The organism is Brenneria corticis, assembly GCF_003115855.1.
GTDB lineage: Bacteria > Pseudomonadota > Gammaproteobacteria > Enterobacterales > Enterobacteriaceae > Brenneria > Brenneria corticis.
In genome coordinates, this window is the sequence record NZ_KZ819075.1 from 104937 (window position 1) to 121272 (window position 16336).

A 16336-nucleotide genomic window follows, 5' to 3' on the forward strand; every position below is an offset into this window, starting at 1 on the left:
ATGATTATTCCCGCATTGGATCTGATAGACGGACAGGTGGTCCGTTTGCATCAGGGCGATTATGGTCAGCAGCGTCAGTACGGCAGCGATCCCCTGCCCCGGCTGCAGGACTACCAGCTGCAGGGGGCGCAGGTACTGCATCTGGTCGATCTGACCGGCGCCAAAGATCCGTCCGCCCGTCAAATCCCGCTGCTGAAAACGCTGCTGTCCGGCGTGAGCGTGCCGGTTCAGGTCGGCGGCGGCATCCGCAGCGAGCAGGACGTGGAGGCGCTGCTCAACGCCGGCGCGCGCCGCGTGGTTATCGGCTCCACCGCGGTAAAACAGCCGGAGCTGGTGCAGCAATGGTTCACCCGCTACGGCGCGGAAGCGCTGGTGCTGGCGCTGGATGTGCGCATTGACGCCGCCGGCGTCAAACAGGTGGCGATCAGCGGCTGGCAGGAGAACTCGGAATCGACGCTGGAGCAAATCGTCGAACGCTATCTGCCCTTCGGCCTGAAACACGTGCTGTGCACCGATATTTCGCGCGACGGCACTCTGAGCGGCTCCAACGTGGAGCTTTACCGCGAAATCAGCCGGCGCTACCCGCAGGTCGCCTTTCAGGCTTCCGGCGGCATCGGCAATCTGGCCGATATCGCCAATTTGCGCGGCAGCGGCGTACAAGGCGTGATCGTCGGGCGGGCGCTGCTGGAAGGTAAATTCAACGTAGCGGAGGCCATTTCATGCTGGCAAAACGGATAATTCCCTGTCTGGACGTGCGTGACGGGCAGGTGGTCAAAGGCGTACAGTTCCGCAACCATGAAATTATCGGCGATATCGTTCCCCTGGCGCAGCGTTACGCCCAGGAAGGCGCCGATGAACTGGTATTTTACGATATCACCGCGTCATCGGACGGCCGCGTGGTCGACAAGAGCTGGGTATCCCGCGTGGCCGAGGTGATCGACATTCCTTTCTGCGTGGCCGGCGGCATCAAAAGCGTGGAGGAAGCCGGGCAGATCCTCTCTTTCGGCGCGGATAAAATTTCCATCAATTCCCCGGCTCTGGCCGATCCGCAGTTGATTACCCGTCTGGCCGACCGTTACGGCGTGCAGTGCATCGTCGTCGGGATCGATACCTGGCATGATGCGGCAACCGGCCGTTATCACGTCAATCAATACACCGGCGATGAAACGCGCACCAAGGTCACCACCTGGGAAACGCTGGACTGGGTGGAAGAAGTACAAAAACGCGGCGCCGGCGAAATCGTCTTGAATATGATGAATCAGGACGGCGTGCGCAACGGTTACGATTTACAGCAGCTGAAACTGGTGCGGGAAGTCTGCCATGTGCCGCTGATCGCCTCCGGCGGCGCCGGCACCATGGCGCATTTTCTGGCCGCTTTCCAGGACGCCGCGGTTGACGGCGCGCTGGCGGCGTCGGTATTTCATAAGCAGATCATCAATATTGGTGAACTGAAACACTATCTTAAGCAACAAGGCGTGGAGATTCGAGTGTGTTAAGCGACGAACAAAAAAACCGACTGGATTGGGAAAAAACCGACGGTATGCTGCCTGTGGTGGTACAACATGCGGTTTCCGGCGAAGTCCTGATGTTGGGCTATATGAATCAGGACGCGCTGCAGGCCACCGAAGAGAGCGGTAAGGTGACGTTTTTTTCCCGCACCAAACGGCGTTTATGGACCAAGGGCGAATCCTCCGGCAACTTTCTCCATGTGGTATCCATTACGCCGGACTGCGATAACGACACGCTGCTGGTTCTGGCCAATCCGATTGGGCCGACCTGTCACCTGGGCAGCAGCAGTTGCTTTTCCCCCGCCGCCAGCGACTGGCAATTTCTCTACCAGTTGGAGCAGTTGCTGAGCGCGCGCAAGAACGCCGATCCCGCCAGCTCCTATACCGCCCGGTTATATGCCAGCGGCACCAAGCGCATCGCGCAGAAAGTGGGGGAAGAGGGTCTGGAAACCGCGCTGGCCGCCACCGTGCACGACCGGGAAGAGTTGACCAACGAAGCCGCCGACCTGATGTACCACCTGCTGGTGCTGTTGCAGGATCAGGATTTGGAGCTGGCGACCGTCATCAATCGCTTAAAAGAGCGCCATAATAAATAGGCGCAGAAATGGCGCCGTTTGCGGTGCCATTTGAGGTTGCAGACGAAACCACTCCCCGAATACCGCCACCGGTCATCCCCGCGACAGTATGCGGGGATCTGCTTTTGCAAGCGGCCGGAGATTCCTGCCTACGCAGGAACGACGGCTTTTGATTTGCTATCACCAATGGCTAACTTGTCAATGGCCAACCCGGGCGAGGTAAGCTGCCGCTCGCGTTTCACCCTGAAGGCGTCCATCGCCACGATAAGCTCCCTGGACTGTTCGGCAAGCGAACGCGTCGCCATCGACGCCTGTTCAACCAGCGACGCATTGTGTTGCGCGACGTCCTCCATCTGATTGACCGCAATATTGATCTGATCAATGCCATGACTTTGTTCCTGCGACGCCTGCGAGATCTCTTTCATCAACACGTTGACGTTGATGATTTGCTCGGAAATGGCCGACATCCTTTCTCTCGCCTTGGTGGTTAACTGAGACCCCTCCGCCACGCGCAGGTTGGAATCGGCAATCAACGCATGAATCTCTTTAGATGCCTGCGCACTGCGCTGCGCCAGCGTTCTGACTTCGTTCGCCACCACGGCGAAACCGCGCCCCTGCTCCCCCGCTCGCGCCGCTTCCACCGCCGCGTTCAGCGCCAGTATATTGGTCTGGAAGGCAATACCGTCAATCACGCTGAGAATATTGCTGATGCTGGCGGCGCTGGTGGCGATCTCCTGCATTTTCTCCGTGACCTCTTGTACTACGCGACTCCCCTGCTGCGCCGTATTGGCGACATCTTCCGTCAAGTCATGTCCCTGGCGCGCGTTTTCCGCATTGTTTCTGACCGTAGACGTCAACTGCTCCATACTGGCCGCCGTTTGCTGTAACGACGCGGCCGACTCTTCCGTACGGCGCGATAAATCCTCATTGCCCTGCGCCAACTCCCGGCTGCCCACATCAATCTGTTCGCTGGCCTCCCGCACGCGGATAACGGAAGCCGCCAGCGATTGCTGCATGGTATGGAGCGCCGCATTCAAACGGCCCAGCTCGTTGGGTCCGCTAGGCGGGAGAGTTTGCGTCAAATCGCCTGCCGCCACGAACTCCAGATGCTGAATCGCCGTATTGAGCGGTTTAAGCAATATGTGACGCAATATGACCCAGGAGAAAATAACCAGCGTAACGACCAGCAGACAGCATGCGCCTATCAGCGTCAACATCCGTGAACGTTCCAGCGCGGCATAGCCTAACTGTTCCACCCCCGCCTGCTGCGCGTAATCAAAATAATCTTTGTTGGCCTTGTCAAATATCGTTCCCAGCTGTCTGAGCTGGGTGACCTGGTAGAGATAATAACGGTCGATATCCCTGTTTTTCAGAGCATCCAGCATCGGCGTGATGCCATGCTCATAATAGTTTTGGTAGGCTTGCGCAATAACGTCCGCCAATTGCTCTCCTTTCCCGGTTCCTCTCGTCGCGGCGAAGAAGCGCTGCAAATCCTCTTTGGCGGCGTTCGCATACTGGGCGGAACGTCCAGCGGCGGCTGAGGCGTCGTCCCATTGGCCGGTTTCCAACGCCCGTATGGCAAATGAAGCGGCGACGCGTACCCGTTGCATATTGGTATTGCTACTGGCCAGGTTCCCTAATTCAACTCCCTGAATTCGGTTAATCACATTCATCGATTGGTAGCTTTTATTAATGGCGATAATTCCCATCCCGCTGACCAGTAATAGCAACAGGGTCATAAAAGCTAATAAAATCAGTATTCCGGTACGAATTGATAATGCTTTCAACATAATAACCTCATCGAGCAAAGCGCGTTTATTCGTATGATGGTTATCGGTGTTATTTTTTGGGGATTTATGACGTCATCTCGTTTTTGATTGAAACATCGCAATTTCGCCGAAGAAAACAAGATAGTAGGGGTTAAAGACCGACAAAAAAAAACGGCGCCTTTGCAGGTGCCGTTTTAAAATTCTTATTTAACAATCTATTGCAAGTAACAGCGTCAGACGCCACGTGCCATCAGGGTAGTAATTTACCCGTAAATATTTGCACGATCGCGCAGTTCCTTACCCGGTTTGAAGTGAGGGACGTACTTGCCTTCCAACTCGACTTTTTCACCCGTTTTCGGATTACGGCCAACGCGCGGTGCACGGTAGTGAAGTGAAAAACTGCCGAACCCACGGATCTCAATACGATCGCCTTCGGCCAACGTAGTGGCCATCTGCTCGAGCATCTCTTTCACTGCATCCTCGACCGTTTTGGCCGGGATATGAGATTGCTGTCCAGCAAGTCTTTCAATAAGTTCAGACTTGGTCATGGTTCCTCCAAGTGGGTGATTAGCGAAGTAATCACCATAACTTACTACCGTTTCAAGAGCGGGCGACCAAGGTCGCCCGCTCCGCCGTTTTTACCCGATTACTCGCCTTTCGCTGCTTTGAACGCTTCAGCCATGGCGCTGGAGAAGTTGCTTTCTTCCTGTTTGTTGTTAACAGTAGCGATAGCATCTTTCTCGTCGGCTTCGTCCTTGGCTCGAACGGACAGGCTGACAACGCGGTTTTTACGATCGACGCCGGTGTACTTGGCTTCAACGCTGTCGCCAACGTTCAATACCAGCGTGGCGTCTTCAATGCGATCGCGAGAAGCTTCAGAAGCGCGCAGGTAACCTTCCACGCCGTCCGCTAATTCAACTGTAGCACCTTTGGCGTCAACCGCAGTGACTTTACCAGTAACAATAGCACCTTTCTTGTTCAGAGACAGGTAGTTATTGAACGGGTCTTCCGCCAGCTGTTTCACGCCCAGGGAGATACGTTCACGCTCGGCGTCAACCTGCAATACAACGGCGGCGATTTCATCGCCTTTCTTGTATTCGCGCACGGCTTCTTCGCCGGCCACGTTCCAGGAGATGTCGGACAGGTGAACCAGACCGTCGATGCCGCCGTCCAGACCGATGAAGATACCGAAATCAGTGATGGATTTGATCTTGCCTTCAACGCGGTCGCCCTTGTTGTGGGTTTCAGCAAACTGCTGCCACGGATTGGCTTTGCACTGTTTCAGACCCAGGGAGATACGGCGACGTTCTTCGTCGATATCCAGAACCATCACTTCCACTACGTCGCCAACGTTGACCACTTTGGACGGATGGATATTTTTGTTGGTCCAATCCATTTCGGAAACGTGAACCAGACCTTCAACGCCCTCTTCGATTTCAACGAAGCAGCCGTAGTCGGTCAGATTGGTTACGCGGCCGGTCAGGCGGGTGCTTTCCGGATAACGTTTCGCGATAGCAACCCACGGATCTTCGCCCAGCTGTTTCAGGCCCAGGGAAACGCGCGTACGCTCGCGGTCGAATTTCAGCACCTTAACGGTGATTTCGTCGCCCACATTGACGATTTCGCTCGGATGTTTAACGCGTTTCCAAGCCATATCGGTGATATGCAGCAGGCCGTCGACGCCGCCCAGATCAACGAACGCACCGTAGTCGGTAAGGTTCTTGACGATACCTTTGACTTCCATGCCTTCCTGCAGGTTTTCCAGCAGTTGATCGCGTTCGGCGCTGTTTTCGGATTCGATAACCGCACGGCGGGAAACCACAACGTTGTTGCGTTTCTGATCCAGCTTGATAACTTTGAACTCAAGCTCTTTGCCTTCCAGATGCAGCGTGTCGCGTACCGGACGCACGTCTACCAGCGAACCCGGCAGGAACGCGCGAATGCCGTTCAGCTCAACGGTGAAACCACCCTTCACTTTACCGTTGATAACGCCGGTAACGGTCGCCGCTTCTTCGTAAGCTTTTTCCAGCGTCAGCCATGCTTCATGACGTTTGGCTTTCTCACGAGACAGCAGCGTTTCACCGAAGCCGTCTTCTACGGCATCCAGCGCTACGTCTACTTCATCGCCAACCTGGATTTCCAGTTCGCCCTGCGCGTTTTTGAATTGCTCTACCGGAATGGCGGATTCAGATTTCAGACCGGCGTCAACCAGTACTACGTCTTTATCAATAGCAACCACAACGCCGCGCACGATGGAACCGGGACGGGTTTCGATTTCTTTCAGGGATTCTTCAAAGAGTTGAGCAAAAGATTCAGTCATGTTGATAATCTTAGGAGTCTTCAATTTAACGTCCATCCGGCATCCTGCTCGATGGGGTTGTTTAACATGCCCCGCTGTGCATCCTTACAGCGAGGTAAAAATTCATTTTTAAGCGTGCCTGGCCAGAATTTCACGGGCATAGGCCAGCGCTCGCGCAATCACTTCGTCAATCGTCATCGCCGTTGAATCCAGCACCAGCGCATCTGCTGCCGGCACCAGCGGCGCAACGGGCCGATTACGGTCGCGATCGTCGCGCTCCCTTATCTCGGATAAAAGACGTTCAAAGTTAACACTAAAGCCCTTCGCCTGCAACTGTAGCATACGTCGCTGGGCGCGTTCCTCCGCGCTGGCATCAAGGAAAATCTTCACCGGCGCATCGGGAAACACCACGGTTCCCATATCGCGGCCGTCGGCGATCAGCCCCGGCGCTTCGCGAAACGCGCGCTGGCGGCGCAATAATGCTTCGCGCACCCGGGGGAAGGCCGCGGCCTGCGACGCCGTATTGCCGACCTCTTCAGCGCGGATCTCGTTACTGACGTCCTCGCCTTCCAAAACCACCTTTAGCTGCCCGTCTTCAGAGATAAAACGCACATCCAGATGAGAGGCCAGAGGAACCAGCGCTTCTTCTGAATGGATATCCACCTGATGATGTAGGGCCGCCAGCGCCAGAACGCGATAAATCGCCCCCGAATCCAGCAGGTTCCACTGTAAAGCTTCTGCCAGCGCTTTGCACAACGTACCTTTGCCTGCGCCACTCGGTCCGTCAACCGTAATGACCGGTGCAGTCACCGCCATCTTTCTCTCCTTTACACTGGGAAATCCCGTTGATGTCGTTTTTAGACATTACGGTGCTTCATTATACGCATCAATGGCGAGAAAGGTTATATCGACGGGAAAAATAAGACGGCGCCTGATAGCGGGCCGGCGCTTTTGCCGATGGGTCAGGCAGGGTTCACACTCTGCCTTACCCGCGAAGCCGTTATGCCCGTTCGCTTAAGCGCGCCAGCTGGTCGAAATAGTCAGGGAAGGTTTTGGCGGTGCATTTCGGGTCGAGAATGGTGACCGGCGTATCCGACAGCGCCACCAGGGAAAAGCACATCGCCATGCGATGATCGTTATAGGTTTCGATTTCTGCGGCTTTCAGCTTTGCCGGGGGCGTGATGCGAATATAATCCTCGCCCTCCTCCACCTGCGCGCCGACCTTACGCAGCTCAATCGCCATGGCGGCCAGGCGATCGGTCTCTTTTACCCGCCAGTTATAAATATTGCGCAGCGTGGTGGTTCCGCCGGTGGCGAACAGCGCGGCGGTGGCGATGGTCATGGCGGCATCGGGAATATGGTTCATGTCCATATCTATCGCCCGGAGTTCGCCGCGCTGGCATTCGATGTAGTCATCGCCCCAGCGGATTGTCGCCCCCATTTTCTCCAATACGTCGGCGAAGCGGATATCGCCCTGCACGCTGGCGCGCCCGACGCCGGTAACCCGCACCGTGCCTCCCCTGATGGCTCCCGCCGCCAGGAAATAAGACGCCGACGACGCATCGCCTTCCACCAGGTAATCCCCCGGAGAGCGGTATTGCTGACCGCCTGAGACGTAAAACCGCTGATAATTTTCGTTACGCACCTCGATCCCGAAGGTTTTCATCATGTTCAAGGTGATATCGATATAGGGTTTGGAAACCAGATCGCCCTGAATGCGGATACGGGTATCCTGCGCCGCCAAAGGCGCCGCCATCAGCAGCGCGGTCAGAAACTGGCTGGATACGCTGCCGTCAACGCTGATGTCGCCCCCCTGAAACCCGCCGTGCAAACGCAAGGGCGGGTAGTTTTCCTGCTTCAGGTAATCCACCTGCGCGCCGCCCTGACGCAGGGAGTCAACCAGATGACCGATGGGACGCTCTTTCATCCGCGGCTCCCCCGTCAGAACGATGTCGCCGTCGGTCAAACATAGCGCCGCGGCCAGCGGGCGCATGGCGGTTCCCGCATTTCCCAGGAACAGTTCAAGCGGTTTCCGCGCCCGCAGCGCGCCGCCTACCCCAACGATTTCGCACTGGGTGCGGCTGGAAGAGAGCTGATAACTCACCCCCAGCGCCTGTAGCGCATTAAGCATATGGCGAACGTCATCGCTGTCCAGCAGGTTAGTCAACCGCGTCGTGCCGGCGGACAAGGCCGCCAACAGGAGCGCCCGGTTCGAGACGCTTTTTGATCCGGGGAGGTTAATGGTGCCGTTAATCAATTTAACCGGCGGTAGGGTCAGGGATTCCTGCATGTGAAACTTATTCTCCAAACGTGAACACAGAAACCCCGGCAAGCGCCGGGGTTTTCAGATCGTCAAACCCGTCATTCATGCGCGGCGGGCATGAATGACGCGGTACGCCTTGTCATTACCCGTGGCGGCGCTCAAAATCCGCCATAAATTCCGTCAGCGCCTTGACGCCCGCCAGCGGCATCGCGTTATAGATGGAGGCGCGCATACCGCCCACGGCGCGGTGTCCTTTCAGCGCGTGGAGACCGGCGGCCTGAGCTTCTTCCAGAAAAACCTTGTCCAGTTCGGCATTCGCCAACAGGAAAGGCACGTTCATGCGGGAACGGTTAGCCGCGGCCACGTCGTTGCTGTAAAAATCGCTGTTATCAATCGCCCCGTAAAGCCAGTCGGCTTTATCCTGGTTGCGTTTTTCCATTTCCAGCAGACCGCCCTGCTCTTTCAGCCATTTGAACACCATGCCGGAAAGATACCAGGCAAAGGTCGGCGGAGTGTTAAACATCGAGTCGTTGTCGGCCAGAATCTTGTAATCGAGAATGGAGGGCAGTTCGCGACGCGCCTTACCCAGCAAATCATCGCGCACAATAACCAGCGTCAGCCCGGCCGGGCCGATGTTTTTCTGCGCGCCGGCATAGATCACGCCATAGCGGCTGACGTCGATAGGACGGGATAAAATACTGGAAGAAAAGTCGGCCACCACGATTTTGTCACCGAAATCGGGGGTCTCTTCGATGGCAAGCCCGTCAATGGTTTCATTCGGGCAGTAGTGCACGAAAGCGGACTCGTCGGACAGCGCCCACTCGCTCATCGGCTTCACGCTGCGCAGGCCGTCCACGCGCGTTTTCACATCCACCACGTTCGGAGCACAGTATTTTTCCGCTTCTTTAACCGCGCTGTGCGCCCAATAGCCGCCGTCGATATAGTCGGCCTGCGTTTGTTCGCCCAGCAGATTGAGCGGCACCGCCGCGAACTGCGCCCGGGCGCCGCCGTGGCAGAAAAGCACTTTATAGTTGGAAGGGATTTTCAGTAAATCGCGCAGATCCTGCTCGGATTCAGCCGCAACCTGCATAAATTCTTTACTGCGATGGCTGATCTCCATTACCGATGTACCCAGGCCATGCCAGTTGCATAATTCCTGTTCGGCACGGCGTAATACCTCGACCGGCAGCATGGCTGGACCGGCGCTAAAATTAAAAACCTGAGTCATTTCCCCTCACCACATCTTAAAAAATAACGATTATTTTATCACAATGGTTCAAAACACACTGTTTTACCTGCCATCGGTTTTATCACTCGTCAACCGTGGCTGCAATGCTTATTGCGCGTTGCCGCCCAAAACGCCGTCTCGGCGGCGGTGTCCGCATCCCATGTTATCGAGCTGTTAAGAATAAATAGAGTCCGCCGCCAAAAGCCCGTATCATGCCCGTCCCGATCTCACCTGCATAAGTAAAACCATGACCCAAACCTTTATCCCAGGCAAAGACGCCGCCCTGGAAGACTCCATCGCCCGTTTTCAGCAACAGCTCCAGGATCTGGGGTTCGACATCGAAGAGGCCTCATGGCTGAATCCGGTGCCTCACGTCTGGTCGGTGCACATTCGCGATCGTGATTGTCCGCTCTGCTTCACCAATGGTAAAGGCGCCAGCAAGAAAGCCGCGCTGGCTTCGGCGCTGGGCGAATATTTCGAACGCCTGTCGACAAACTATTTTTTTGCCGATTTTTACCTCGGCAAAACCGTTGCCCAGAGCGAATTCGTGCATTATCCCGATGAAAAATGGTTCGCCATTGCGCCGGATAATACCCTGCCGGAGGGCATTCTGGATGCGCGCCTGCGCGAGTTCTACGATCCTGAGCGGACGCTCGGCGCCAGCGATCTGATCGACCTGCAGTCCGGCAATGCCGAGCGGGGGATCTGCGCGCTGCCGTTTATCCGCCAGCGCGATCTGCAAAGGGTCTACATTCCGATGAACATCATCGGCAACCTGTACGTATCCAACGGCATGTCCGCGGGCAATACCGCCAGCGAGGCCCGCGTGCAGGGGCTATCCGAAGTGTTTGAACGCAGTATTAAAAACCGTATTATCGCGCAGTCAATCAGCCTGCCGGCCATCCCCCAGCAGGCGTTAAACCGCTATCCGGGCGTGGTTGAAGCCATTGCCACGCTGGAAAAAGAGGGCTTCCCGATCTTCGCCTACGACGCCTCCCTCGGCGGTCAATATCCGGTTATCTGCGTGGTGCTGTTTAATCCGGCGAACGGCACCTGTTTCGCCTCATTTGGCGCGCATCCCGATTTTGGCGTGGCGCTGGAGCGAACGGTGACCGAGCTGCTGCAAGGGCGCGGGCTGAAAGATTTGGACGTTTTCACCCCACCGACGTTTGACGTCGACGAAGTCGCCGAGCACGCCAATCTGGAGACCCATTTTATCGACTCCAGCGGTCTGATCTCCTGGGATATGTTTAAGAATCAGGCCGACTACCCGTTTGTCGACTGGAGTTTCAGCGGCACCACGGAAGAGGAATTCGCCACGCTGATGGCGATTTTCCAGCGGGAGGATAAAGACGTGTATATCGCGGACTACCAGCATCTGTCGGTTTACGCCTGCCGCATTCTGGTTCCCGGCATGTCGGATATTTATCCCGCCGACGATCTGCTGCTGGCCAATAACGCCATGGGCGCGCATCTGCGCGATACGCTGCTGGCGTTGCCGGACAGCCGCTGGGAAAAAGCGGATTATCTCGCCCTGTTGCAGCAGTTGGACGATGAAGGCTTTGACGACTTCACCCGGGTACGCGAACTGCTGGGTATCGCCACGGGTAAGGATAACGCCTGGTTCACGTTGCGTATCGGCGAGTTGAAATCGATGCTGGCATTGGCTGGCGGCGATCTGGAACAGGCCTTAATCTGGGCGGAATGGACGCAGGATTTCAACGGTTCGGTCTTCCCCGCGCCGCGCGCCAATTACTATCGCTGCCTGCAAACGCTGTTGCAGCTGGCGCTGGAGCCGCAACGCGACCCCGCCGACTATTACGACGCTTTCGTCAGCATGTACGGACCAGAAACCGTGGAAGCGGCCGGCGCTGCCATCGCCGGCGAACAGAGTTTCTACGGGCTGTTCGCCATTGACGACGCCTTCGCCGCCTTACCGGCGCATCGCTCGCTGCTGGCGGCGTATGAGAAACTGCAACGGGCGAAAAAACGTTACCGGCAAGCCAATTGATGCCGGCGGCGGCGCAGTGATAGAGTAATATATCGGCGGCGCGCCCCTGCCGGCATAAAGTGGCGAGAGTCCGTTTTTCGACATAAACACGGCGGTACCCCTTAAATCCTCAGGGGTGCCGTTGTTCGAAAAGCCATATTCCCTTTAACGCGACCGGGTTAAAAGCGAATTGTTACGAATTAGTGAATTTTAAATTAAATTACATCATAAATACCGCCCTTAAATTATACAAAGCATGATAATTATTAACGCCTGTTCGGGCGGTAAAGGCCGGTAAATTCAAATCTTTTTGTAAAGTTTAAAATATTTTTTCCATATAAAAATCAATTAGATGACGCATAAATAAGGGGGTTTTCACCGGTCTGTACGGGTACTAGTTTCGCGCAATATGATCCACGTCAAATTTTGCTTTATACTGCTTTGCTAGTATCTCGACGCTGATAAATTTTAAGAGAGAGTTAGTGTGAAAGCTGACAACCCCTTTACTCTACTATTACCGGCCGCGATGGCGAAAGTCGCCGAAGATGCCGGTGTCTATAAAGCAACAAAACATCCGTGGACCACGTTTTATCTGGCGATCACCGCGGGTGTCTTTATCTCGATTGCATTTGTCTTTTATATTACCTCCACCACCGGCACAGCGACGATCCCCTTTGGTATCGCCAAGCTGATCGGCGGTATCTGTTTCTCGCTGGGACTCATGCTGGTGGTGGTTTGCGGCGCGGATTTATTTACCTCCACCGTGCTGACGGTCATCGCCAAGGCCAGTGGACGTATCACCTGGAAACAACTAGCCTGTAATTGGGTCAATGTCTATATAGGCAACCTGTTTGGCGCCCTGCTCTTTGTGGCGCTGATTTGGTTTGCCGGCGAGCATACGGTCGCCAACGGCGCATGGGGACTCAACGTCCTGCAAACCGCCAATCACAAACTTGAGCACACTTTCGTCGAAGCATTGTGCCTGGGAATTCTGGCAAACCTGATGGTATGCCTGGCCGTATGGATGAGTTATTCCGGCCGCACCCTGACGGACAAGATGTTTGCGATGATTTTACCGGTCGCCATGTTTGTCGCCAGCGGTTTTGAACACAGTATCGCCAACATGTTTATGGTTCCGATGGGGATCGTAATCAAAAATTTTGCCGCCCCCGAATTCTGGCTGGCAATAGAAATGGCGCCCTCTCAATTTGAACATTTAACCGTTAGTCATTTCATCACAAGCAATCTGATCCCTGTCACGATAGGGAATATTATTGGTGGAGGCTTACTGGTGGGTTTAACATATTGGGTAATTTATTTGCGCGGCGGAGACCAGCACTAAGGTGCAATCAGCCGCAACGTCGGGTTTTAAAAAAATCCATATCAAAGGTAGGTGTAAAATGACCGATCTGAATGAAAAATTAGCCAGCGCATGGCAGGGTTTTAACAAAGGTGAATGGCAGGATGGAGTCAACGTTCGTGACTTCATTCAGAAAAACTACACGCCGTATGAAGGTGACGAATCGTTCCTGGCCGGCGCGACCCAAGCGACCACCGCGCTGTGGGATAAAGTCATGGAAGGCGTCAAACTGGAAAACCGCACCCATGCTCCGGTTGATTTCGATACCAACGTGGCGGCGACCATCACCTCCCACGATGCCGGCTACATCAATCAAAGCCAGGAAAAAATCGTCGGTCTGCAAACTGAAGCTCCGCTGAAACGCGCGCTTATTCCGTTCGGCGGCATCAAGATGATTGAAAGCTCCTGCAAGGCATACGATCGCCAGCTGGATCCGCAACTGAAAAAAATCTTCACCGAATACCGTAAAACGCATAACCAGGGCGTTTTCGATGTTTATACCCCTGACATTCTGCGTTGTCGTAAATCAGGCGTGCTGACCGGTCTGCCCGACGCCTACGGCCGCGGCCGCATCATCGGCGACTACCGCCGCGTGGCGCTGTACGGTATCGATTACCTGATGAAAGACAAGTTCGCCCAGTTCTCCTCTCTGCAATCCAAACTGGAAAACGGCGAAGATCTGGAAGCGACCATCCGTCTGCGCGAAGAAATCGCCGAACAGCATCGTGCGCTGGGCCAGATCAAGGAAATGGCCGCCAAATACGGCTGCGATATTTCCGCTCCCGCCACCAATGCGCAGGAAGCGGTACAGTGGACCTACTTCGGCTACCTGGCCGCGGTCAAATCGCAGAACGGCGCCGCGATGTCCTTCGGTCGCGTCTCCACCTTCCTGGATATCTACTTCGAACGCGATCTGCAAGCCGGTAAAATCACCGAAGAAGAAGCGCAGGAACTGGTCGACCATCTGGTGATGAAACTGCGTATGGTTCGTTTCCTGCGTACGCCTGAATATGACGAACTGTTCTCCGGCGACCCGATCTGGGCAACCGAATCCCTGGCGGGCATGGGCCTTGACGGACGTACGCTGGTTACCAAAAACAGCTTCCGTTTCCTGAATACCCTGTACACCATGGGGCCGTCGCCGGAACCGAACATGACCATTCTGTGGTCCGAAAGACTGCCGCTGAACTTCAAGAAATACGCCGCGAAAGTATCCATCGATACCTCTTCCCTGCAGTATGAAAACGACGACCTGATGCGTCCTGACTTCAACAACGATGACTATGCCATCGCCTGTTGCGTCAGCCCGATGGTGGTTGGTAAGCAAATGCAGTTCTTCGGCGCCCGCGCCAACCTGGCGAAAACCATGCTGTATGCCATCAACGGCGGCGTGGATGAAAAAATGAAGATGCAGGTGGGTCCGAAATCCGCTCCGATCAAGAGCGAATACCTGGACTTCGACGAAGTGATGGAGCGTATGGATCACTTCATGGACTGGCTGGCCAAACAGTACGTCACCGCGCTGAACATCATCCACTACATGCATGATAAATACAGCTACGAAGCGTCGCTGATGGCGCTGCACGACCGCGACGTTTACCGTACCATGGCCTGCGGTATCGCCGGTCTGTCGGTTGCCGCCGACTCCCTGTCCGCCATCAAATACGCCAAGGTGAAACCGATTCGTGACGAAGACGGCCTGGCCGTCGACTTTGATATCGAAGGCGAATACCCGCAGTTCGGCAACAACGACCCGCGCGTCGATGAACTGGCCTGCGACCTGGTTGAACGCTTTATGAAGAAAATTCAGCAGCTGAATACCTATCGTGGCGCCACGCCGACCCAGTCGGTTCTGACCATCACCTCCAACGTGGTATATGGTAAGAAAACCGGTAATACGCCTGACGGTCGCCGCGCCGGCGCGCCGTTCGGACCGGGCGCCAACCCGATGCACGGACGCGATCAGAAAGGCGCCGTGGCGTCTCTGACCTCGGTGGCGAAACTGCCGTTCGCCTATGCGAAAGACGGTATTTCCTATACTTTCTCCATCGTTCCGAATGCGCTGGGTAAAGATGACGACGTGCGTAAAGCCAACCTTGCCGGCCTGATGGATGGTTACTTCCACCATGAAACGGCCAACATTGAAGGCGGCCAGCATCTGAACGTCAACGTGATGAACCGTGAAATGCTGCTTGACGCCATGGAAAACCCGGAAAAATATCCGCAGTTGACCATTCGCGTATCCGGCTATGCAGTGCGTTTCAACTCACTGACCAAAGAACAACAGCAGGATGTCATTACCCGTACTTTCACCCAGTCGATCTGATTTCCCTGACTGTTTGAAAAAGCGTAAAATGAAGGCTCCACGTAAGTGGGGCCTTTTTCTCACTCCAGGGCGCGAGTGCTAACCTGAGAGTAAACCTGTTTTGCCAGCCCGCCATATCGCCGTGGATGGCTGGCAAAACAGATTCGACGCAGCATCGGCCGGGTGGTGTGCGCTGTCACCGATTGTTGACAGGTATTCCGCCCGTTTTCTTATGACTGCGCTTATAAAGACCGCTATTGTTCGGTCAAACCTGGAGAAAACCTCGCAATGTCAGTAATCGGTCGCATCCACTCTTTCGAATCCTGCGGAACCGTCGACGGTCCCGGAATTCGCTTTATCGTTTTCTTTCAAGGCTGTCTGATGCGCTGCCTGTACTGCCACAATCGGGATACCTGGGACACCCACGCCGGCAAGGAAATTACGGTGGAAGAATTGATGAAGGAAGTGGTGACCTATCGCCATTTTATGAACGCTTCCGGCGGCGGCGTCACCGCCTCGGGCGGAGAAGCGATCTTACAGGCCGAATTCGTCCGCGACTGGTTCCGCGCCTGCCATCAGGAAGGCATCAACACCTGTCTCGATACCAACGGATTTGTGCGCCGTTACGATCCGGTGATTGATGAACTGCTGGACGTCAGCGATCTGGTGATGCTCGATCTGAAACAGATGAATGATGACGTCCACCAGAACCTGGTCGGCGTGTCCAATCATCGCACGCTCGACTTTGCCCGCTATCTGGCCAAACGCAACCAGCGCACCTGGATACGCTACGTGGTGGTTCCCGGCTGGTCCGACGACGACAAGTCCGCGCATCTGCTCGGCGAATTCACCAAGGACATGTCGAATATCGAAAAAATCGAACTGCTTCCCTATCACGAACTCGGTAAGCATAAGTGGATAGCCATGGGCGAGGAATACAAGCTGGACGGCGTGAAACCGCCGACGGCGGAGACCATGGATCGCGTGAAGTCCATTCTTGAAGGCTACGGTCATAAAGTGATCTACTGATCCCGCCGGC

The 16336-nt window shown here is 55.3% G+C and carries 12 protein-coding genes and 1 pseudogene; 7 read left to right on the top strand and 6 right to left on the bottom strand.

Going from position 1 to position 16336, the window contains the following annotated elements; all coding sequences use genetic code 11:
• The 3 genes from hisA to hisIE are packed head-to-tail and all read left to right on the top strand — an operon-like array spanning nucleotide 1 to nucleotide 2104.
• On the top strand, nucleotides 1-738 hold the full coding sequence (gene hisA, locus DDT56_RS07155) for a 1-(5-phosphoribosyl)-5-[(5-phosphoribosylamino)methylideneamino]imidazole-4-carboxamide isomerase (protein WP_136165781.1): 738 nt from the start codon (nucleotides 1-3) through the stop codon (nucleotides 736-738).
• On the top strand, nucleotides 720-1496 hold the full coding sequence (hisF, locus tag DDT56_RS07160; RefSeq protein WP_136165782.1) for an imidazole glycerol phosphate synthase subunit HisF: 777 nt from the start codon (nucleotides 720-722) through the stop codon (nucleotides 1494-1496). The genes hisA and hisF overlap by 19 nt, the downstream gene beginning before the upstream one ends.
• Nucleotides 1490-2104, top strand: coding sequence for a bifunctional phosphoribosyl-AMP cyclohydrolase/phosphoribosyl-ATP diphosphatase HisIE (hisIE, locus tag DDT56_RS07165; protein WP_136165783.1), 615 nt, complete (start codon nucleotides 1490-1492; stop codon nucleotides 2102-2104). The genes hisF and hisIE overlap by 7 nt, the downstream gene beginning before the upstream one ends.
• A 128-nt stretch (nucleotides 2105-2232) precedes the next feature.
• Here the strand turns inward: hisIE and DDT56_RS07170 are convergent, their stop codons facing one another.
• From DDT56_RS07170 to serC, 6 genes and pseudogenes are all read right to left on the bottom strand, one after another.
• A complete protein-coding gene (locus DDT56_RS07170) occupies nucleotides 2233-3873 on the bottom strand; it encodes a methyl-accepting chemotaxis protein (protein ID WP_136165784.1) in 1641 nt (546 codons plus the stop codon).
• A 242-nt stretch (nucleotides 3874-4115) separates the two neighbouring features.
• A pseudogene (ihfB, locus tag DDT56_RS07175) lies at nucleotides 4116-4418 on the bottom strand (integration host factor subunit beta); the annotation flags it as partial.
• Between the two features lie 80 nt (nucleotides 4419-4498).
• Entirely contained in the window at nucleotides 4499-6172 is a 1674-nt protein-coding gene (gene rpsA, locus DDT56_RS07180; RefSeq protein ID WP_136165785.1) for a 30S ribosomal protein S1, read from the bottom strand.
• Between the two features lie 108 nt (nucleotides 6173-6280).
• Nucleotides 6281-6967: a (d)CMP kinase gene (gene cmk / locus DDT56_RS07185; RefSeq protein WP_136165786.1), complete on the bottom strand. Its 687-nt coding sequence runs from the start codon at nucleotides 6965-6967 to the stop codon at nucleotides 6281-6283.
• Nucleotides 6968-7151: 184 nt separating this feature from the next.
• Nucleotides 7152-8441 carry a 3-phosphoshikimate 1-carboxyvinyltransferase gene (gene aroA / locus DDT56_RS07190; RefSeq protein ID WP_136165787.1) on the bottom strand — a complete coding sequence of 430 codons (1290 nt, stop codon included), beginning with the start codon at nucleotides 8439-8441 and terminating at the stop codon, nucleotides 7152-7154.
• Between the two features lie 115 nt (nucleotides 8442-8556).
• On the bottom strand, nucleotides 8557-9642 hold the full coding sequence (gene serC, locus DDT56_RS07195; protein WP_136165788.1) for a 3-phosphoserine/phosphohydroxythreonine transaminase: 1086 nt from the start codon (nucleotides 9640-9642) through the stop codon (nucleotides 8557-8559).
• Between the two features lie 247 nt (nucleotides 9643-9889).
• On the opposite strand from serC, the gene ycaO reads away from it, so the two are divergent.
• The 4 genes from ycaO to pflA all read left to right on the top strand — a co-directional run bounded on the left by ycaO (nucleotide 9890) and on the right by pflA (nucleotide 16326).
• Entirely contained in the window at nucleotides 9890-11653 is a 1764-nt protein-coding gene (ycaO, locus tag DDT56_RS07200; RefSeq protein ID WP_136165789.1) for a 30S ribosomal protein S12 methylthiotransferase accessory factor YcaO, read from the top strand.
• Nucleotides 11654-12116: 463 nt separating this feature from the next.
• A complete protein-coding gene (gene focA / locus DDT56_RS07205; RefSeq protein WP_136165790.1) occupies nucleotides 12117-12974 on the top strand; it encodes a formate transporter FocA in 858 nt (285 codons plus the stop codon).
• Nucleotides 12975-13032: 58 nt separating this feature from the next.
• Nucleotides 13033-15318, top strand: a complete 2286-nt coding sequence (gene pflB / locus DDT56_RS07210; protein WP_136165791.1) for a formate C-acetyltransferase — start codon at nucleotides 13033-13035, stop codon at nucleotides 15316-15318.
• A gap of 267 nt (nucleotides 15319-15585) precedes the next feature.
• Entirely contained in the window at nucleotides 15586-16326 is a 741-nt protein-coding gene (pflA, locus tag DDT56_RS07215) for a pyruvate formate lyase 1-activating protein (protein WP_136165792.1), read from the top strand.
• Nucleotides 16327-16336: the final 10 nt, after the last annotated feature.